19 protein-coding genes, 1 tRNA gene and 1 pseudogene are annotated in these 19,434 nt (G+C 37.7%); 13 read left to right on the forward strand and 8 right to left on the reverse strand.

Annotated features, from left to right (window positions below; genetic code table 11):
• The first annotated feature begins 73 nt into the window (after nucleotides 1–73).
• From FCS21_RS15180 to FCS21_RS15205, 6 genes are all read left to right on the forward strand, one after another.
• Nucleotides 74–679: a pseudouridine synthase gene (locus FCS21_RS15180; protein ID WP_138624391.1), complete on the forward strand. Its 606-nt coding sequence runs from the start codon at nucleotides 74–76 to the stop codon at nucleotides 677–679.
• Nucleotides 669–1,178, forward strand: coding sequence for an NUDIX hydrolase (locus FCS21_RS15185; protein ID WP_246047300.1), 510 nt, complete (start codon nucleotides 669–671; stop codon nucleotides 1,176–1,178). Before FCS21_RS15180 ends, FCS21_RS15185 begins: the two co-directional genes overlap by 11 nt.
• A gap of 109 nt (nucleotides 1,179–1,287) precedes the next feature.
• Nucleotides 1,288–2,415 carry a tRNA 2-thiouridine(34) synthase MnmA gene (mnmA, locus tag FCS21_RS15190; RefSeq protein WP_138624392.1) on the forward strand — a complete coding sequence of 376 codons (1,128 nt, stop codon included), beginning with the start codon at nucleotides 1,288–1,290 and terminating at the stop codon, nucleotides 2,413–2,415.
• Between the two features lie 83 nt (nucleotides 2,416–2,498).
• A complete protein-coding gene (gene hflD / locus FCS21_RS15195; RefSeq protein WP_138624393.1) occupies nucleotides 2,499–3,140 on the forward strand; it encodes a high frequency lysogenization protein HflD in 642 nt (213 codons plus the stop codon).
• Between the two features lie 85 nt (nucleotides 3,141–3,225).
• Nucleotides 3,226–4,596: an adenylosuccinate lyase gene (purB, locus tag FCS21_RS15200; RefSeq protein WP_138624394.1), complete on the forward strand. Its 1,371-nt coding sequence runs from the start codon at nucleotides 3,226–3,228 to the stop codon at nucleotides 4,594–4,596.
• A gap of 247 nt (nucleotides 4,597–4,843) precedes the next feature.
• A complete protein-coding gene (locus FCS21_RS15205; RefSeq protein WP_138624395.1) occupies nucleotides 4,844–5,317 on the forward strand; it encodes a GNAT family N-acetyltransferase in 474 nt (157 codons plus the stop codon).
• 80 nt (nucleotides 5,318–5,397) lie between these two features.
• Here the strand turns inward: FCS21_RS15205 and FCS21_RS15210 are convergent, their stop codons facing one another.
• A complete protein-coding gene (locus FCS21_RS15210) occupies nucleotides 5,398–5,799 on the reverse strand; it encodes a DUF4826 family protein (protein WP_246047301.1) in 402 nt (133 codons plus the stop codon).
• A 219-nt stretch (nucleotides 5,800–6,018) separates the two neighbouring features.
• Here FCS21_RS15210 and FCS21_RS15215 point away from each other — a divergent pair, with 219 nt between their 5' ends.
• Complete coding sequence (locus tag FCS21_RS15215) at nucleotides 6,019–7,056, forward strand: Leu/Phe/Val dehydrogenase (RefSeq protein WP_138624396.1); 1,038 nt, start codon at nucleotides 6,019–6,021, stop codon at nucleotides 7,054–7,056.
• 96 nt (nucleotides 7,057–7,152) lie between these two features.
• Here FCS21_RS15215 and FCS21_RS15220 read toward each other — a convergent pair whose 3' ends face one another.
• The 5 genes from FCS21_RS15220 to thrS form a co-directional block, all read right to left on the reverse strand.
• Complete coding sequence (locus FCS21_RS15220; RefSeq protein ID WP_138624397.1) at nucleotides 7,153–8,256, reverse strand: phosphoribosylaminoimidazolesuccinocarboxamide synthase; 1,104 nt, start codon at nucleotides 8,254–8,256, stop codon at nucleotides 7,153–7,155.
• 387 nt (nucleotides 8,257–8,643) lie between these two features.
• The gene (rplT, locus tag FCS21_RS15225; protein ID WP_138624398.1) at nucleotides 8,644–9,003 is read right to left on the reverse strand and encodes a 50S ribosomal protein L20; all 360 of its coding nucleotides are present in this window, start codon (nucleotides 9,001–9,003) and stop codon (nucleotides 8,644–8,646) included.
• 16 nt (nucleotides 9,004–9,019) lie between these two features.
• Nucleotides 9,020–9,214, reverse strand: coding sequence for a 50S ribosomal protein L35 (rpmI, locus tag FCS21_RS15230; RefSeq protein WP_033094689.1), 195 nt, complete (start codon nucleotides 9,212–9,214; stop codon nucleotides 9,020–9,022).
• Nucleotides 9,215–9,417: 203 nt separating this feature from the next.
• Nucleotides 9,418–9,975: a translation initiation factor IF-3 gene (gene infC / locus FCS21_RS15235; protein ID WP_138624399.1), complete on the reverse strand. Its 558-nt coding sequence runs from the start codon at nucleotides 9,973–9,975 to the stop codon at nucleotides 9,418–9,420.
• 250 nt (nucleotides 9,976–10,225) lie between these two features.
• The gene (gene thrS / locus FCS21_RS15240) at nucleotides 10,226–12,136 is read right to left on the reverse strand and encodes a threonine--tRNA ligase (RefSeq protein ID WP_138624400.1); all 1,911 of its coding nucleotides are present in this window, start codon (nucleotides 12,134–12,136) and stop codon (nucleotides 10,226–10,228) included.
• Nucleotides 12,137–12,476: 340 nt separating this feature from the next.
• On the opposite strand from thrS, the gene FCS21_RS15245 reads away from it, so the two are divergent.
• On the forward strand, nucleotides 12,477–13,214 hold the full coding sequence (locus FCS21_RS15245) for an SRPBCC family protein (protein ID WP_138624401.1): 738 nt from the start codon (nucleotides 12,477–12,479) through the stop codon (nucleotides 13,212–13,214).
• A gap of 35 nt (nucleotides 13,215–13,249) precedes the next feature.
• Here the strand turns inward: FCS21_RS15245 and FCS21_RS15250 are convergent, their stop codons facing one another.
• Complete coding sequence (locus FCS21_RS15250; protein ID WP_138624402.1) at nucleotides 13,250–14,950, reverse strand: NAD(P)/FAD-dependent oxidoreductase; 1,701 nt, start codon at nucleotides 14,948–14,950, stop codon at nucleotides 13,250–13,252.
• 149 nt (nucleotides 14,951–15,099) lie between these two features.
• On the opposite strand from FCS21_RS15250, the gene fdxA reads away from it, so the two are divergent.
• From fdxA to FCS21_RS15275, 5 genes and pseudogenes are all read left to right on the forward strand, one after another.
• On the forward strand, nucleotides 15,100–15,438 hold the full coding sequence (gene fdxA, locus FCS21_RS15255; protein WP_138624403.1) for a ferredoxin FdxA: 339 nt from the start codon (nucleotides 15,100–15,102) through the stop codon (nucleotides 15,436–15,438).
• 155 nt (nucleotides 15,439–15,593) lie between these two features.
• Complete coding sequence (locus FCS21_RS15260; protein ID WP_138624404.1) at nucleotides 15,594–15,788, forward strand: CPXCG motif-containing cysteine-rich protein; 195 nt, start codon at nucleotides 15,594–15,596, stop codon at nucleotides 15,786–15,788.
• Nucleotides 15,789–15,994: 206 nt separating this feature from the next.
• Nucleotides 15,995–17,395, forward strand: a complete 1,401-nt coding sequence (locus tag FCS21_RS15265) for an MATE family efflux transporter (RefSeq protein ID WP_138624405.1) — start codon at nucleotides 15,995–15,997, stop codon at nucleotides 17,393–17,395.
• Nucleotides 17,396–17,558: 163 nt separating this feature from the next.
• Nucleotides 17,559–17,635: transfer RNA gene (locus FCS21_RS15270), tRNA-Val, on the forward strand.
• A 165-nt stretch (nucleotides 17,636–17,800) separates the two neighbouring features.
• Nucleotides 17,801–18,100 (forward strand): annotated as a pseudogene (locus tag FCS21_RS15275) (integrase arm-type DNA-binding domain-containing protein); the annotation flags it as partial.
• A 13-nt stretch (nucleotides 18,101–18,113) separates the two neighbouring features.
• Here FCS21_RS15275 and FCS21_RS15280 read toward each other — a convergent pair.
• Nucleotides 18,114–19,291, reverse strand: a protein-coding gene (locus FCS21_RS15280; RefSeq protein ID WP_138624406.1) for an IS3 family transposase whose coding sequence is annotated in 2 segments (ribosomal slippage) — nucleotides 18,114–19,033 and nucleotides 19,033–19,291 — 1,179 coding nt in all. Because the reading frame shifts where the segments join, the coding sequence is not laid out codon by codon here.
• Nucleotides 19,292–19,434: the final 143 nt, after the last annotated feature.

Consider the following 19,434-nt stretch of genomic DNA (forward strand, 5'->3'; position numbering starts at 1 on the left):
ATAGTAATTCAAAGCGTATTAATATAGCTCGGTAAAAAGCCACTACATATTCTCGAGGATAATCAATTTAAAAATGAATCCAAGCAAAGGTTATACAAGACATTGCGCGCAAAAAAGACAAAAGGTCAGACCAGTTGATGAAAAGCAAATTGTTCTACTTTTTAATAAGCCTTTTGATGTTTTATGTCAATTCACCGATGAAGACAATAGACGTACTTTAAAGGACTTTATCACCATACCTAATATTTATGCTGCTGGGCGTCTTGATAAAGATAGCGAAGGTTTATTGTTATTAACTAATGATGGTAAATTACAGCATAAAATTGCAAACCCTAGCCAAAAAACTGAAAAAACCTATTGGGTACAAGTTGAAGGAGCGCCAAGCGAAGAAGATTTACAAAGGTTACGTCAAGGTGTTGAATTAAAAGATGGTATGACTAAACCCGCTAAAGTCAATATTATGCTTGAGCCAGCTATCTGGCCGCGAACTCCTCCCATAAGAGAGCGCGCCAATATTCCCACGACTTGGTTAGCTATTACCATTACTGAAGGTCGTAATAGACAAGTAAGGCGAATGACTGCCAACATAGGCTTTCCTACGCTGCGGCTTATTAGATATAGCATTGGTAAATGGACATTAGATGGTATTAACAATGGGGATTATCTAATTGATAAATAAAGATAAAATAGTATACCCTACTAATAATATTGACTTGAGCGAACATGGCGAAAAACAATTTAAACCCAATACCACGGTTGCTGCTATTATTCATCATCAAGGTAAGTTTTTATTAGTTGAAGAGCAAGAAAAAGAGCACGTGGTTTTTAATCAGCCCGCGGGTCACTTGGAAGAAAATGAAAGCCTTATAAGCGCAGTAAAACGTGAAGTACTTGAAGAAACAGGTTTGACATTAGAACCCGATTATTTATCCGGTATTTATTATTTTCATCGTCCCGATCTTAAACTCTACTTTTTACGTTTTTGTTTCGTTATTGAATTGCAACAATGGTTAACAGGTCAACCTCAAGATGACGAAATAATTGACACACATTGGTTTACTCTCGAACAAATTAAAGAAAAACATCAAGTATTACGCAGTGCCATGGTACTAGAATGCATAGAAGACTACTTAGCGGGCAATAAAATACCTTTATCGCAGCTAAAATCTAATCTTTAATCTATATCCTATTTGCTCTGCATGATATAATTTTTCGCCTCTTATTCCTGTACAGTTAGTTAGTACTTAGTTAGTACTATTACTTTTAAAATCTATTGGTCCAATACACATGTTAACAGCCTCAAATAATAAAACCCCAGCACAAACCAAAGTCATTGTTGGTATGTCTGGAGGTGTCGATTCTTCTGTCTCTGCATACTTACTTAAAGAGCAAGGTTATCAAGTAGAAGGCTTGTTTATGAAGAATTGGGAAGAAGATGATACCGATGAGTATTGTGCTGCTGCTCAAGATTTAGAAGATGCTCAGGCTATTTGTGACAAACTCGATATAAAATTACATACCATTAATTTTGCTACCGAATATTGGGATAATGTTTTTGAATATTTTCTTGAAGAGTACAAAGCAGGACGCACACCTAATCCTGATATTATGTGTAATAAAGAAATCAAATTCAAAGCCTTTTTAGAGTTTGCTTGTGAAGATTTAGACGCCGACTACATTGCTACTGGTCATTATGTACAACGTGAATTTCGTGATAACGCTTGGAAAATGATACGAGGTCTTGATAATAATAAAGACCAAAGTTACTTCCTCTATACGCTAGACGAAAAGCAATTAGCACAAACATTATTTCCTGTTGGTCATATTGAAAAGCCAGAAGTACGTGCTATTGCCGAAAAAGCAGGCTTAATTACTCACAACAAAAAAGACAGTACCGGTATTTGCTTTATTGGTGAACGCAAATTTAAAGACTTTTTAGGCCAATATTTACCTGCTAAGCCAGGTATTATTGAGTCTGCTGAAGGTGTTGCTGTTGGTCATCATGATGGCCTTATGTACCATACCTTAGGTCAACGTAAAGGTTTACGTATTGGTGGCTTAGCCGATGCAGGCGAAGCACCTTGGTACGTTGTTGAAAAAGATTTATTGCGTAATGTACTCATTGTGGGTCAAGGACATAACCACCCTCGCCTTTTTTCTGTTGGCTTAATTGCTAACCAGTTGCATTGGGTTGACAGAAAAGCACTGACAACAAGTATTCACTGCACTGTCAAAACGCGCTACCGCCAAGATGATGTTTCCTGTACAGTAACCCCCGTCAGCGGCTCAACGACTGGAGAATATCAAATAGACTTTACTGAGCCACAAAGCTCGGTAACACCGGGCCAGTCTGTGGTATTTTATCAGGGAGATGTTTGTTTAGGTGGTGGTATTATTGACACCCTTATTCGCTAGGTATTCTCTTATAAATAGACGCGTATAAGTGTTAGCTAAGCCGCCCCAAACATAGACAAGATAAACTCAGAATTAGAGAAATAATGAAAGAGATAACTATTACCCTGGCTGCTATTTGTCAAGTAGCCTATCAAGTACAGCATGTATCACGCACTGGGCACATTACTGATGACGATTTTAGTATTTTATTACAAAGTATTATTGAAACTTCGCCAGTAAATACTCTCGCAGTTTATGGTGGTCAACTCGATAATATTAAAAAAGGTCTTGAAGTATTAGTCAATCACTTAGGTGGTGAAGAAGTTAACACGAGTGGTAATAGTAAAGACAATAAAGACCCAGAGCTTACTCGCTATATCATGAGCTTAATCAATTTAGAAAGACGTCTTACCAAGCAACCCCAGCTACTTGATGCCCTTGGTGAGCGCATTAATGCCACTAAGCGCCAACTTGAACACTATTCACTAACCAGTGACACGCTAACGGCAAGTTTCGCTAGTATTTACAGTGATATCATCAGTCCGTTAGGCCATAAAATTCAAGTCACCGGCGAGCCAACTATTTTAAAACAAAGCATTAATCAGTATAAAATTAGAGCTTTATTATTAGCCGGCATTCGTTCGGCCGTATTATGGCGACAAGTCGGTGGTAAAAGACGTCAGATATTATTTAACCGTAAAAAGATTGTTGAGACCGCTAAAGCATTACTCAACACTGTTCAGTAAATTCGTTAATAAAAACTTAAATACTATATCACTCTGAAACTAAACACCTTAGCTTCGAGAATATTAATATAACCTAGGAAAAATTATGGAACTTTCAGCATTAAGTGCAATATCACCTGTAGATGGTCGTTATGGTAGCAAAGTAAAATCATTGCGCCCTATTTTTAGTGAGTTTGGTTTAATTAAATACCGTGTGACTGTTGAAGTACGTTGGTTACAAAAATTGGCAGCAACGAACGAAATTAGTGAAGTTCCAGCGTTTTCTGCACAAGCTAATACTATTTTAGATGACATTGTTACTCACTTTAGTGAAGAAGATGCCCTAGCAATTAAAAAAATTGAAGCAACCACTAATCACGATGTAAAAGCGGTTGAGTACTTCTTAAAAGAAAAAATTTGTTCTAACGCTGAATTAAATGCGGTCACTGAGTTTATTCATTTTGCTTGTACCTCTGAAGATATTAACAACTTATCACATGGTTTAATGTTAAGTGACTGTCGTGAGAAAGTGCTTTTACCTGAAATAGATAATATTTTATCTGCACTAAAAACGTTAGCAAATGAATACAAAAACATTCCTATGATGTGTCGTACTCATGGACAACCAGCCTCACCTAGTACTTTAGGCAAAGAAATGGCTAACGTTTATGTTCGTTTACAACGTCAACGTGATCAAATTGCTAACGTTGACATGTTAGGTAAAATTAATGGCGCTGTAGGTAACTATAATGCTCACCTGAGTGCTTACCCTGAAATTGATTGGCATGAATATGCTAATGAGTTTGTTACCTCATTAGGTTTAACATTTAACGCTTTTACTACACAAATTGAACCGCATGATTACATTGCTGAACTATTTGATGCCGTGTCTCGCTTTAATACTATTTTGATTGATTTTGACCGCGATATTTGGGGTTATATAGCTATGGGTCATTTCAAACAAAAAACTATTGCTGGTGAAATTGGCTCATCTACTATGCCACATAAAGTCAACCCAATTGATTTTGAAAACTCAGAAGGTAACCTAGGTATTGCTAACGCGTTATTTACTCACTTATCACAAAAGCTACCTATTTCTCGTTGGCAACGTGATTTAACTGACTCAACTGTTTTACGTAACTTAGGTGTTGGTTTTGCCCATACTATGATTGCTTACGGTGCAACCTTAAAAGGGATGAGTAAGTTAGAAGTTAATGAAGCGAATTTAGCTGACGAACTAGACAATAACTGGGAAGTATTAGCAGAGCCAATACAAACCGTAATGCGTCGTTACGGTATTGAAAAACCTTACGAAAAATTAAAAGAACTCACTCGTGGTAAACGTGTAAACGGTGACTCAATGCGTGAGTTTATTATGACCCTTGAACTACCTGAACATGCTAAAGCACAGTTATGTGAAATGACGCCTGCTAGCTACATTGGTCGTGCAGTTGCTTTTATTGATGAGCTTAAATAAGTTAACACTTACTGCTTTATAACAACATAAAAAAAGAAGGTTAACCGCCTTCTTTTTTTATGCGTAAAGTTAACATTATTAACCTTAATACCGTTGATAATGTTAACGACTTTACCTTCCCTCTTATTAACAAACGCTATAATAGAAATAAATAAAAAACATACCTTTTTATTGGTAATAAATATAATGGTTAACTAAGATTAAGATATCCTTGCTCTGAAACTCTATCGTTAACGTTGGATTTTAAATGTCTTACAGTATTAGCCAAGTAGAATGGCAACAAGCAGCCCCGCTACTTAAAAGTATTCGCGAAAAAGTATTTGTCTGTGAAAGACGCATCCCCAAAAAAATAGAGTTTGACCATGACGATACTATCGCTTATCACATGCTAGTATGTGATGATAAAAATCAAGAGCCTATAGCTACTGGCCGAATATCTCCCCAAGGAGAAATAAGCCGTATCGCTGTTGTAATGAGCTATCGAAGTGAAAGAATAGATATATTTATCTTGCAAGGGTTATTTCGTATAGCAGATAAATTGACCCTCAAAGAGGTCTTTATTTCCAGTCCGCTTGAGAAGGTAACATACTTTACTAAACACGGTTTTTATCCTGTTGGCTCAGTCTATATGGAGGCTGGCATGGCCAAACAACGTATGGCATGCGCAACCTGTAAAGCGGTTAAACACATAAAAAAAGCAAAATACTACTTAAGCCACTAAAACTAAATGACGGCGCTAAGTTATTAACACGACAATACTTACTATAAAATATTGCCGTATTGGCGACAAATAGCGAGTACTTATCCCCACAAAGACTTATCGTTGTATAGCTGGTATAAACCATCAGCACGACTAATCAATAAGTCCGCAAATTTATTCTGCTCTTCATTATTGGCTTGTAATAAGTTTTCTGCCTGCATTTGCCATTTTAAAGAAAAATGTCTTAATGCTTCACGCGCATTAGGCGCAACATCAACAAGATTATGATCACTAGGTAAATCACCACATAACACCCAAAACTTTTTCCCGTCTGTTGACGTTAGCTTCCATAGCGCTAATAGTGGCACTAAATAGCGACTATCTTCTAGCGTAACACTATCAGTAATAATGCCCTTGCCTGCTAAGTACTTAGTGGCAACTTGATAGTGCTCTTTTACCCATTGTTGCTGCTGCTCTTCAGTCATCTGCTCTGTTTTACTCATGTTTACTCCCTTCATTATTTAAGTCAAAGGGCTAATCGCTATGACTTATTTTAACCCTGTAGCTAATAACTTACAGCTTACAACCTAATGGTAAATTGTTAATTTAATCAGTAACTAGCCTGAATATTTTCGAGGTGCTATTGTTTGTGATAATAATTCAACACACTGCTCAAAACGATTACAACACATATAAAGCAAAAAAAGCAATGGAGAAAAACAATGGCCTTATTTGATCTACCTGATTTTGACGATCACGAACAAGTTATTTATTGCAGCGATGACGCCAGTGGACTTAAAGCCATTATTGCCATACATAGTACTAAACTTGGTGCAGCCGTTGGCGGCTGTAGAATGTGGGATTATGTAAGTGATGAAGATGCATTGGTGGATGTATTACGCTTATCAAAAGGTATGACCTATAAAAATGCGATGGCTGGCCTTAGTATGGGGGGTGGTAAATCGGTTATTATTGGGAATGCCAGTAAAATCAAGTCTGATGCGTTATTTAAAGCCTTTGGTGAAGCGCTAAATAGGCTAAATGGACGTTATTTAAGTGCTGAAGATGTCAATATTACTACCCATGATATTGCTATCACAAATAGTGTAACGCCTTATGTAACCGGTACGGAAAGTAAGAGCGGTAATCCTGCTCCTTTCACAGCCCTTGGTACTTTTTTAGGTATTAAAGCGTCGGTAAAACATAAGTTTAATCGTGATGATTTAACCGGACTTAAAGTGGCGGTTCAAGGGTTAGGTAGCGTCGGTTATCAGTTATGTGAGCATTTATACCAAGCAGGCGTAGAGCTTATCGTTACCGATATTAACCAAGCTAGTGTGGAGTCAGCGGTCGCTAAATTTAATGCTATTGCGGTTGGTTTAGATGAAATATATGATCAAGATGTTGATATTTATGCGCCTTGTGCATTAGGGGCAACAATCAATGATGAGACGTTGAGCCGTTTAAAAGCATCTATTATAGCAGGTTGCGCAAATAACCAATTAGCACAACCACGCCATGATCATGCGTTAGTGGAGCGTGGGATATTATATGCACCCGATTATGTGATTAATGCGGGTGGCATCATCAATATATCATTTGAAGAGAATTATCATCGTGAAAAGTCTATTGCAAAAGTTGGCGAAATTTATCACACCCTATTAGATATTTACGCTAAAGCGGACGCACAAAATAAACCAACAGGGGTTATTGCCGACGAAATGGCGCGTGAAATTATCAATAAGGGGAGTAAAACTTAACTGTACTGTGATGTTTGTTGTCTACATAAAATAAAAAAACCAGCAATTAGCTGGTTTTTTTATTAATATTAAAAGTATAAGGTATTGCCTTAGCATTTAATCAATTAGCTGATATTGCTCACGTAAAATAGCAATAATCTCTGCTTTAGGGTTATCTGAAAGCACTATTTTTTCACCGGTAATTTTTTCTGCAATATCGGTATACGTTTTTGAAACATCCATCAATACTGACAAGGGGAGTTTGTTATCACGTGCTAACGCTTCTCGTTCGCTCATACGATTTTTATTTAATAAAATATCAGGATCTGGAAAGTGGTTTAATAACAGCTGACGAAAACCTTCTTTCGAATTTTCAACAACGTTACCCATGCGATATTGCTCACCATCCCATATGCGTGACGAGTCAGGAGTCCCTACTTCATCCATATAGATTAATTTATCGTTACCCGCTTTGTCTTTGACATAACCAAACTCAAACTTGGTATCAACAAACACTTGATCTATTTTGGCTAACGCAGTAGAAATAACATTGAAGCCTTCTGTAAGTAACTTTTCATAAAGCGCAATATCATCAACAGATGCAAAGTTAAACGCAGCAAAGTTATCTTCAATATTTTTACGGGTAATATTAACGTCATCAACCGCTGGCACACCAGGAATATCAGTTAATATTCCTTTGGTCGATGGTGTTTGCAATAATGACGTTAATTTACTGTCTTTAGCTAATCCTTCAGGTAATTCAATACCACAAAAATGTCTTTCTCCTTGTGTATATGCACGCCACATAGAGCCGGTAATATATTGACGACAAATCGCTTCAATCATCACAGGCTTTGCTTTTTGTACAATCCAAACAAAAGGATGGGGAATATCTAAAATATGGCTATCGGCTAACCCCTGCTCTTTAAATAATGAGAACCAATGATTTGAAATCGCATTAAGCGCCGCACCTTTACCAGGTACACCGCGCATATCATTCTCACCTGACCAGATACAATCAAAAGCAGAAATTCGGTCACTAATAACCATAATAGCTAATGCTGTATCGCTAGGTACATCATAGCCCTTCTCTTGGATAAGACGTTCGCTATCAGCTGAAGTTAACCAATAAACAGAGCGTACTTTGCCACTATGTACAGGCGCATCAGTTCGAATAGGAAGATCGTTATTAACCGCTAAAACTTTATCAGCTAGATTCATAATTATTTCTCTTGATTACTTATTTGGAGTAAGTGATTGGTTGTTTTTAATAAATGGTTTACTTAGGGTATGTTGATTTTTCGAGTTTTTTTTCAGCGATTTGTTAAGTCGTATTGGCGTAGAATAACTAGGCTACACACTACTCGCTGCGATTAAAACGCTTTTATCTCGAACAAAATTTAACCGCGAAAGTTCAACAGGCCCTAGTAGTAAATATTTTATCAATATTAAAACTACTTAACTAACATTACTCAGCTAACATTGCTTAGCTTGTTTATTAACGTCATTAATAACGTTAGTTAAATAGGTTTTGGGGAAATAAAAAGGACGCTATAAAGCGTCCTTTTTTCAAGCTTAGCTAAACCTTAGTTAAGCTTACATTCTTACTTAAGCAGCTAAAGAAGCTTGCGCTTTTTCAACTAAGAAAGCGAATGCTGCTTTATCGTATACTGCGATGTCAGCTAGGATCTTACGATCAATTTCAATAGAAGCCTTTTTAAGACCATTAATGAATTTGCTGTAAGATAAACCATTTACACGAGCTGCTGCGTTAATACGTGTGATCCAAAGCTGACGGAATTGACGTTTACGTTGACGACGATCGCGGTAAGCGTATTGACCTGCTTTAGTTACTGCTTGAAAAGCAACACGGTAAACACGGCTACGTGCTCCGTAATAACCTTTAGCTTGCTTTAGAACTTTTTTATGACGTGCACGAGCTTGTACACCACGTTTTACTCTAGCCATTTTCTATCTCTCCTAATTAACCGTGACGTAAAAGTTTTTTAACTGACTTAATGTCAGATGCGGCGATCATGCATTTAGCACGAAGATGACGCTTAACTTTAGTACGACGCTTAGTCAAGATATGACGAAGGCCAGCTTGTTTGAACTTGTAGCCTGAGGCTGTTTTTTTAAAGCGCTTTGCAGCACCTTTATTGGTTTTCATTTTAGGCATGAGAATAACTCCGCATTTATACCCGTAGGTATATGCCAAATATTAAGCAGTAAGGGCGAAAATAATGTCATTAACGTTAATATCGTTACTGTATTATTTTACTTGTAAGCCTTTACTACCAGCGTAAAGATAAATTTGGTGAATAGAAAAATTACTATTTTCTATTGCTTATTAGCGACTTAATTAAGTCGCTAAACCAAGGTTTATCTATTTTTAGGGGCTAAGACCATCACCATTTGACGCCCTTCCGCTCTACGCGGGAAGAACTCAAGCACAGTTAACTCTTCTAAATCGTTTTTAACACGAGTTAATAGCTGTAAACCTAGCTCTTGGTGGGCCATTTCACGACCACGGAAACGTAATGTTACCTTGACCTTGTCGCCGCCTTCTAAAAAGCGTTTCAGGTTGCGTAGTTTTACCTGATAATCGCCTTCATCTGTACCAGGACGGAATTTAATTTCCTTAACCTGAATTTGTTTTTGGTTTTTACGTTGTTCTTTCTGCTCTTTCGATTTTTCGTAAATGAATTTACCATAATCCATTACACGACAAACCGGGGGCTTAGCAGTAGGGCTAATTTCAACCAGATCAACACCAGCATCTTCCGCTTGGTCCATTGCTTCATCTAATGTAACAATGCCACCTGCTTCTCCGTCAAACTTAATTAAACGAACTTCGTTGTTTAGTATATCTGTAATTAACTCATTCAAACGATGAGCCGGCTCTTTACGCCCGCCTCGTTGTCCACCTTTAATAGCCATGTTCCTCCAAAGAACTCTTTTTTGATTAATTTATAGCGTGTGTTTATTCATTTTAGTGATGTGCCAGTGTTAACATTGATTAACGCTGTATTTATAGCAAAACACCTAAAATAAAAAACAACCGTTAACTAACAAATAAAGTAAAACATTATTGTTAGCTAACTTAAAATTATTATAAATAGTCAATATTACTTAACCATTGAATTAACGATGATACGTAACCTTGACTCTTGTCGTTAGTAAAACGACTTTATGCCCGTGTTTTAACTTCTTCGCTTAATTTAGCAATAAAAGCATCAACCGACATTTTTCCTAAATCTTCACCACTGCGAGTTCGAACGGCAATTTGACCAGATTCCATTTCCTGATCGCCTACGACTAATAAATAAGGAACTCGCTTTAAAGTGTGCTCGCGGATTTTAAAGCCTATCTTCTCATTTCTCAAGTCTAATTTCGCTCTAAAGCCATTTTCTTTTAGTTTTTTAACAATTTCTTCACAATATGGTGCTTGTTTATCGGTAATATTCATAATTGTTGTCTGAATAGGTGATAACCACGTTGGGAACTTGCCTGAAAACTCTTCGATTAAAATACCAATAAAGCGCTCTAATGAACCTAAAATGGCTCGGTGAATCATGACAGGAATGTATCTTTCGTTATCTTCACCAACATAGGTTGCGCCTAAACGCTCTGGTAAAGCAAAATCAAGCTGTACTGTACCACATTGCCAAGCACGACCTAAACAGTCCATTAAGGTGAATTCTATTTTAGGACCGTAAAAAGCACCTTCACCCGGTAAATATTCAAAAGCAATATTACTATCGGTTAATGCTTGTGCTAAACCAGCCTCGGCTTTATCCCAAATTTCATCACTACCAATACGGTTTTCTGGGCGAGTTGATAACTTAACAACAATATCGTCAAAGCCAAACGAACCATAAATATCATAGACCATGTCGATACATTTTTTTACTTCGTCTTGAACTTGTGATTCCATACAGAAAATATGGGCATCATCTTGCGTAAAACCACGTACACGCATTAAGCCGTGTAAAGAGCCTGACGGTTCATTACGATGACAACAACCAAATTCAGCAATGCGTAACGGTAAATCACGATAAGACTTTAAGCCTTGGTTAAATATTTGCACATGACCAGGGCAGTTCATTGGTTTAATCGCGTATTCACGCTTTTCAGATTCAGTGGTAAACATGCCATCAGCATATTTATCCCAGTGACCTGATTTTTCCCAAAGACTTCTGTCCATCATCATAGGCGCTTTAACTTCGTCATAGTCATAAGCATGTAACTTTTCACGGACGAATTTTTCTAATTCCGTGTAAATAGTCCAACCATCGTTATGCCAAAACACCATGCCTGGCGCTTCTTCTTGCCAATGGAATAAATCCAATGTTTTACCAATTTTACGGTGATCACGTTTTTCAGCTTCTGCTAAACGTACTATATAAGCTTTTAATTGCTTTTTATCAGCCCAGGCTGTGCCATAAATACGTTGTAACATTTTATTGTCTGAATCGCCGCGCCAGTATGCACCAGCAACTTTCATTAATTTAAAATGATGACAATGGCGCATGCTTGGTACATGAGGACCACGACACATATCAACATACTCTTGATGATGATATAAAGCCGGTGTATCTGACTTATCGATATTTTCATCAAGAATTTGTAATTTGTATGTTTCACCACGTTCAGTGAAAGCATCATAAGCATCTTGCCAAGTACCTGTTTTTTTTACTACCTCATAACCAGTACGGGCTAAGTCAGTCATGCGTTTTTCAAGTTTAGCTAAATCATCTTCGGTGATAGATTCATCAAGATCAATGTCATAATAAAAGCCATTGTCGATTGTTGGACCAATAGCCATTTTAACATTGGGGTATAACTGCTTTATTGCATGCCCTAATAAATGTGCACATGAGTGACGAATGATCTCAAGACCCTCGCTATCTTTACTAGTAATTAGCTGTAAAGAAGCGTCTTGGGTAATAAGTTCACAAGCATCAACAAGATTACCGTCGATACGACCAGCAATGGTTGCTTTAGCAAGACCAGGACCAATATCAAGGGCGACGTCCATTATAGAGACTGCTGTATCGAAAGTGCGTTGAGAACCGTCAGGGAGAGTAATTACAGGCATGTTTTTCCTTAGATCAGTGGCGGCGCATACTAAGCGTCGCTTGAAAATTGTTAACGTAAAATTTTAAGGGACTGATTGTAAAAGCCTTACCCTTTTTAAACAAGGGTTTTGACTAGCTTAAGCACTTTTTTTATCCACCAATACAAAATAAATGCAAGATAAATGCAAGATAAAACGTAAGCGTCTTTCTCAATAGTTTGTTTTAATTGTTATGCTAAAAGCGATGATAGCGTTAATGACGACATCATAGAATAAGATAGGTATTAGGTGATATTACATAGTAATTTATTGAAAAATCGGTAATAATGCTGACAATTGACTTAATAACTAGCTGAACGTAGTGAAAATATTTTCCTCTATTATCGTGCTGGTATTTTGCAGCAACCTACACTTCGCCATGGCCTCAGAAAGTCCGTGGACGTTATGGAAAAAAAACAGCACACAAAGTGTTAGTTATCGTCCCGCGATAACAGATGGTTATATAAACAAAGAGCTAATCGAAATTAGAGCTAAGACGATAGTCTATTCAAATATCTCTGGCTTTATAGCGTTTTTGCTAGATGTTAATAACACCCCAAATTGGTTAGTGAATGCCAGTGAAAGTAAGGTAATTAAGCAATACTCCGCTAAAGAAAATAGCTTTTATATAAAGCTTACTCAGCTATGGCCCTTTAGACCTCGAATATTAATGCTCAATTCTACTTATTGGCAAAATGATGATTTGAGTGTAGAAATAGCGCTAGTAGATGTAAAACCTACTTTGTTTGCAGACTACATACTGTCACATATGAGTGATTCTAATGATTATCTGCAAGTAAAAACCCATAGTGCCCATTGGAAAATAACACCTACATGGTCAGAAGATGAAGGTACTATGATTACTATTGACTATATTTTTATTGCTGATGGTCGGGGAGACACACCAAAATGGTTTGCTGATCATTTAGCACTTAAATCTATTTGGAAAAGCATGCGAAATATTAAGCGTCAGTTACCAGAAAACAAATGGCAACAACAGCAAGTTAAAGGTATTACCGAGTTACCGACAATACCTTTACATAAGAGTGACTTTGAATAAAACACCTAAAAGATATTTATTCTAGACTAAGCAACTTATAAAGCCTCATGCTCGGCAGCTATCGATAATGCTATTGCTTCAGCAACTTTAATACCGTCAATACCCGCTGACAAAATACCACCAGCATAACCTGCGCCCTCACCTGCTGGGTATAAACCTTGGGTGTTTAAACTCTGCAATGTTACTTTATCACGGGTTATTTGAATAGGTGACGAGGTACGTGTTTCTACTGCCGTTAGCGTCGCCTGCGCCATAGCAAAACCCTTTATTTTTTTATCAAAGGCGGGTAATGCTTCTCTAATAGCGGCAACGGCATAATCAGGTAACGTTTCACTTAAATCGCAATAAGTCACACCGGGCTTGTATGACGGTATAACGCTACCATGCTCACCACTTTTACGCCCAGCAAGAAAATCGCCAACAAGCTGTACCGGCGCGTCATAATTTTCACCGCCAACTTTAAAGGCTTTCTCTTCTAACTTACGTTGAAATTCCATCCCGGCAAGCACGTAATCTTTATCTGAAGCAAATTCACTTGTTACAAAGTCTGCTGGCTCAATACCCACCACAATAGCACTATTAGCATTACGTTCATGACGAGAGTATTGGCTCATGCCATTAGTCACTAGGCGACCTTCTTCTGACGCTGCGGCAACAACAGTGCCACCTGGGCACATACAAAAACTATAAACACTGCGACCATTACTGCAATGGTGCACCAATTTATAATCTGCTGCCCCTAAAATTTCATTACCAGCATTTTCACCAAAACGGGCATCATCAATAACCGATTGCTCATGCTCTATACGAAAGCCAACAGAAAAAGGCTTAGCCTGCATGTAAATGCCTTCATCAAGTAACATACTAAAGGTGTCGCGAGCACTATGACCAATCGCTAAGGCAATATGATTAGTTTCAATATGTTCACCCGTCGCTAAGGTTAAACCGGTCACTTGTTGATTCTGATAACCTTCAATACCTTCTATGGTGGCTTTTTTACCCTCTACCTGGTCGTTAATATCAGCGAAGTGAATTTTATCTACGCGTTGGTTAAACCTTACTTCACCGCCCAACTCAAAAATTTTGGCGCGCATTTGTTCAACCATGGTCACTAGTTTAAAAGTACCAATATGTGGCTTACTTACATAAAGAATTTCTTCAGGTGCTCCTGCTGCTACAAATTCATGTAACACTTTACGGCTGTAATGCTTTCTATCTTTAACTTGACTATAAAGCTTGCCATCAGAAAAAGTACCTGCACCGCCTTCACCAAACTGTACATTAGACTCGGTATTTAATATTTTTTTACGCCAGAAACCAAAAGTATCTTTAGTTCGCTGTCTTACTTCTTGACCACGCTCAAGTACAATAGGGTTAAAGCCCATTTGCGCTAGCACTAACCCAGTAAACAAACCACAAGGTCCCATACCAATAACAACTGGGCGATTTTTAAGGTTTTTTGGCGCTTGGCTAACAAATTTATAAGCCATATCAGGTGTTGCTTTAACTTGATTATCATCCTTAAATTGCTCAAGTAACGCCTCATTAATTGTTGTTTCAATATCAAGCGTATAAATAAGTAAAATTTGATTTTTCTTACGGGCATCATAACCACGTTTAAACAAGGTGAAATTGATTAACTGAGCGTCATCAATCGCTAATTTAGTTAAAATAGCTTGCTTAAGTTCATGTTCTTGATGATCAAGCGCGAGTTTAATATTGGTTAAACGAATCATTCTGTGGGATACCGGCATAAAGGAAGTGTAATATTTTTCGCTATTTTACCTGTACGCCATCATTTTATAAACAAGAGATTGAATTTGCTCTCAACAAAGGTATGATCGACACCACCACTAAGATAAAACTGACAAGTTTAAATAAAACTATGGCATTTGTAGTAACCGATAACTGTATATTATGTAAATACACTGACTGTGTCGCAGTGTGCCCCGCCGATGCTTTTTATGAAGGGCCTAACTTTCTTGTTATTAACCCTGATGATTGTATCGATTGTGATTTATGTCCGGTTGAATGTCCGGCAGATGCGATTTACCAAGAAGATGAAGTGCCAACAGACCAGCAAGAATTTATTGAACTCAACGCTGAACTCGCTAAACATTGGCCACGAATTACTGAAGTTAAAGCGCCATTAGCGCAGGCAAAAAAATGGGATGGTGTCCCTGATAAAATTCAATACTTAGACACCCAAACTGATGAATCATAACGTCAACATAAAGCCGATATAGCTACTTTATAAATAGTACTGATTATTTTGGTAATTCAGTAAAAAGTAGTCATACTTACCGTACGTAACGAGTAATAATGTTAACGTGAATTTGAGTGTTATAGATATATTTCTAATATTTTTTGGAGGCTAATATGAACAACGCTCTTAGTGAAAAACGCATTACTTGCCCTCATTGTGGTCATCATTTACATGCTACCTTAGATACTTCTGCGGGTGATCAAGATTATTACGACGAATGCCCTGCTTGCTGTATGGAGATTCACTACCATTTACATATTGATGAATACAGAAAAAAAATTCAATTAACGGTTGATGGTGATGACTGATATACCTTTAAGTTAACGTTTAGTGTCTGCGTTAACACACTAAACGTTCCCTAAAATTGGCTTTATTTAACACGCTTACTTTACTTTTAAAAGTATCATTTTTCTTGTTTGCTCAAGCTATCTCCTCTATCATGCCGACAACTTAAAGGCGTTGAATAACTCGTTCGTACGCCTTTGTTTTTCTCTCAATGTTAAAAGTTGTCAACATGAATCTAGCTGATTTTTTTACCCACAGTAAAAGCTTACTAAAACTAACTTATCCGATATTAATCGCTCAATTAATTCAAAACATGATGGGCTTTGTTGATATTGTTATGGCTGGCCGCGTCAGTGCAACTGACTTAGCCGCCGTTGCAGTTGCAAATAGTATTTGGTTACCGCTGATACTTACCATTTCTGGTTTAATCATGGCATTAGCCGCCATTACCTCACAACTTTCAGGCGCACAAAAATACAACCAAGTAATAGAAAAAACGTATCAGACCGCTTGGATAGCCTTAGCAATGGGCTTAGCACTTATTGCCATTTACTACCTCCTTACTCCCTTATTATTACCATTAGTAACGTTAGAAGCTAACCTTGGCGCATTAATGTTCGACTATTTAGCGTATATTGTTTGGGGCGCGCCATGCTATTGCTTGTATTTAGTACTGCGTAATTACTCTGAAGGATTGTCATATACTAAGCCAACCATGATTATTAGTATCGTGGGTTTATTGGTAAATATCCCAGCAAACTATATTTTTATTTACGGTAAATTGGGCATGCCAGCCTTAGGTGGTGCAGGCTGTGGCTTAGCAACCGCATTAGTGTATTGCTCTATGTTTATCAGTATGCTTATCTATTGTTTTTATTCAAAAGTATTAAAACAAGCTGATTTATTTAGCGCCTTTTATTGGCCTGTTTGGCGAGAAATTAAAGACATACTCTCTTTAGGTGTACCTATTGCGTTATCACTGCTTTTTGAAGTGAGTTTATTTGCTATTGTCGCTATTATTTTAGTGCCCTTTGGCGCTCAAGTCATAGCAAGTCACCAGGTTGCCTTAAACTTTACCGGTTTAATTTTTATGGTACCGTTAAGTATCGCCATGGCAACAACCATTAAAGTAGGCTACGCCGTTGGTAATAATAATTTTAAACAAGCTAAAGACTATACCCGATACTCGGTAATACTGGGTTTAGTACTGGCTTGTTTTACCGCACTGATCACCGTCGTTTTTAGAACGCAAATAGCAGGTATTTATAGTACCGAAATCCCGGTAATAGAGTTAGCCGCCAGTTTAATGTTACTCGCTAGTGTTTATCAATTTTCAGATACTATTCAGGTTATATCAGCTGGTGTGTTACGCGGTTACCAAGACACTAAATCGATTTTATATATTACCTTAGTGTCTTATTGGGGCGTTGGTTTATCCGTTGGTTTGATTTTAGGGATCACCGATTGGTTTGTGCCTAAAATGGGCCCTTATGGTTTTTGGATTGGTTTTATTGTTGGTTTAACCGTAGCAGCGATATTGCTTGCTTGGCGCTTAAAAGTCATTCAACAACGCATTAAAAATGGCGAGTTTTCACTGAATGATGAACATCAACGCATACCACTTAACTAATTTTTATACCTTAACAGCAATATTTTTGTTTTAATGGGGATGATATTTCAGCAGCTTGCGCATTTAATCAACAAGTAGTATTTATATTTCAATTAATTAAGTAAAACTACTTGCCAGATGATTAACCAAAAGATAATATAGCCCTCGTTGAATATCAACAGCTGCTCGCTTAGCTCAGTTGGTTAGAGTACTTGCATGACATGCAAGGTGTCGCAGGTTCGAGTCCCGCAGCGAGCACCAAATACAGGTTCATTAAGAACCATTAAAGACCCGTAAAGCCTTATAAAACAAGCTTTACGGGTTTTTTTATGTCCATTACCTTCCATTCCTGTCCCGTGACATCTGCACTTTTTAGTAGTACATTTAGTAGTACAGCATTTATCTAACAAAAGTTGTACTACTAAAATGGCTAAAAAAGTAAATCCCCTTACCAATACACAAGTTAAACAGGCAAAGCCTAAAGATAAGATTTATAAGCTATCTGACGGTGACGGCTTACAACTACGTATTATGCCAAACGGCTCTAAACAATGGCTGTTAGATTACTTCAAACCTTTCACAAAAAAACGTACTTCATTAAGTCTTGGAGCTTATCCAGAAGTATCAATACAAGAGGCCAGAAAGAAGCGAGTAGCATCAAGAGAGCTTTTAGCAAAAGATATTGACCCTAAAGAATACAAAAATGACCAGCACAGAGAGCAATTGCTATTTGTAGTGGTCAAGTAAAACTGGCCACGGATTTGTATTCAAGCCAGTATCTTTTCTCTGACTCATTCGGTGTTAACCCTCCGTTATAACTGTGAGGTCTAACTTTGCTGTAATATCCAATGATGTAGTCAACAACTGAGCTTTCAGCTTCAATAAATGAGCGGTAACCCGTTGCTGGTACCCATTCTGTTTTTAAACTTCTAAAGAATCGCTCCATCGGGCTATTGTCCCAACAATTACCACGACGACTCATACTTTGTTCAATCTGATAACGCCACAACAATTGACGGTAGTTTCGACTCGTATAGGTACTACCTTGATCTGAGTGAAACATGACGCCTTTTGGTCGTCCCCTTGATTCAAATGCCATTGTTAATGCTTTCACTGTTAACTTTGTATCAGGGGAATTAGACATTGCCCAACCAACAGGTTTACGTGCAAATAAATCCATAACAAGCGCAAGATACGCCCAACGATTGCCTGTCCAAATAAACGTGATATCACCACACCAAACTTGATCAGGCTCTGTTACTACAAATTGACGCTCAAGCGTGTTTGGTATTGCAATATGCTCTTGCGTTGCTTTCTTATATTGATGGCTAGGAAGCTGACAGCTCACTAGGCCTTGTTCTTTCATCAAACGAGTCGCTACATAGCGGCTTAATGGTAAACCTCTAGTTGTCGCAATACCTGCGATAGTTCTAGCACCAGCGGAGCTATTACTTTCTACGTAAATGCTTTTCACCATCGCAAGTGCTTCAACCTCTTCAGGTTTAATCCTTCTTGTATGATTTGCCCAATACTTATAGCTGCTGCGATGAATATTGAATACTTCACAGCAACGTTTAACGGCATGACTCCCTTTAAGGGCTTTAATTATCGAGAACTGTTCAGCGAGTCCGACATTAAGAGAGCCGTAGCCTTTTTTAGAATTTCCTTTTCTTCTTCAATACGAGCAATACGTTTTTTTAGCTCTAGAATTTCAAGTTGATCTGGCGTTAATGGTGTTGCTTTACTTGTGATGCCATTACGCTCACCTTTTAACTGGCGAACCCATTTATCTAAGGATGATTTACCCACATTCATTGCTTGTGAAGCTTCAATAACTGAGTAACCTTTATCAACGACTAATTGAGCACATTCAAGTCTGAATTCTGGTGTGAAATTGGGTCTTGTTCTTTTTGTCATGGTGTCACCTAAGGTTTGATGAGGTGCATAATAACACCTCTAGTTAGGTGGCCAAATTAACTATGCCACTTATGTGGACTCCCCCAGTGTCAACAACAAAATTACTTAATCAAAGAAATAAATGCGTACTTATGTACGAGCTC

The sequence above is a fragment of the Colwellia ponticola genome (assembly GCF_005885605.1).
GTDB lineage: Bacteria > Pseudomonadota > Gammaproteobacteria > Enterobacterales > Alteromonadaceae > Colwellia > Colwellia ponticola.

What these genes read in the sequence shown, in the direction of transcription:
- rpmI (WP_033094689.1), bottom strand. Translation starts at nt 9,214, where the DNA reads ATGCCTAAAATGAAAACCAATAAAGGTGCTGCAAAGCGCTTTAAAAAA.
- FCS21_RS15180 (WP_138624391.1), top strand. Translation starts at nt 74, where the DNA reads ATGAATCCAAGCAAAGGTTATACAAGACATTGCGCGCAAAAAAGACAA.
- mnmA (WP_138624392.1), top strand. Translation starts at nt 1,288, where the DNA reads ATGTTAACAGCCTCAAATAATAAAACCCCAGCACAAACCAAAGTCATT.
- FCS21_RS15205 (WP_138624395.1), top strand. Translation starts at nt 4,844, where the DNA reads ATGTCTTACAGTATTAGCCAAGTAGAATGGCAACAAGCAGCCCCGCTA.
- FCS21_RS15265 (WP_138624405.1), top strand. Translation starts at nt 15,995, where the DNA reads ATGAATCTAGCTGATTTTTTTACCCACAGTAAAAGCTTACTAAAACTA.
- FCS21_RS15250 (WP_138624402.1), bottom strand. Translation starts at nt 14,950, where the DNA reads ATGATTCGTTTAACCAATATTAAACTCGCGCTTGATCATCAAGAACAT.
- FCS21_RS15215 (WP_138624396.1), top strand. Translation starts at nt 6,019, where the DNA reads ATGGCCTTATTTGATCTACCTGATTTTGACGATCACGAACAAGTTATT.
- thrS (WP_138624400.1), bottom strand. Translation starts at nt 12,136, where the DNA reads ATGCCTGTAATTACTCTCCCTGACGGTTCTCAACGCACTTTCGATACA.
- FCS21_RS15210 (WP_246047301.1), bottom strand. Translation starts at nt 5,799, where the DNA reads ATGAGTAAAACAGAGCAGATGACTGAAGAGCAGCAGCAACAATGGGTA.
- purB (WP_138624394.1), top strand. Translation starts at nt 3,226, where the DNA reads ATGGAACTTTCAGCATTAAGTGCAATATCACCTGTAGATGGTCGTTAT.
- fdxA (WP_138624403.1), top strand. Translation starts at nt 15,100, where the DNA reads ATGGCATTTGTAGTAACCGATAACTGTATATTATGTAAATACACTGAC.
- infC (WP_138624399.1), bottom strand. Translation starts at nt 9,975, where the DNA reads ATGGCTATTAAAGGTGGACAACGAGGCGGGCGTAAAGAGCCGGCTCAT.
- hflD (WP_138624393.1), top strand. Translation starts at nt 2,499, where the DNA reads ATGAAAGAGATAACTATTACCCTGGCTGCTATTTGTCAAGTAGCCTAT.
- rplT (WP_138624398.1), bottom strand. Translation starts at nt 9,003, where the DNA reads ATGGCTAGAGTAAAACGTGGTGTACAAGCTCGTGCACGTCATAAAAAA.
- FCS21_RS15220 (WP_138624397.1), bottom strand. Translation starts at nt 8,256, where the DNA reads ATGAATCTAGCTGATAAAGTTTTAGCGGTTAATAACGATCTTCCTATT.
- FCS21_RS15260 (WP_138624404.1), top strand. Translation starts at nt 15,594, where the DNA reads ATGAACAACGCTCTTAGTGAAAAACGCATTACTTGCCCTCATTGTGGT.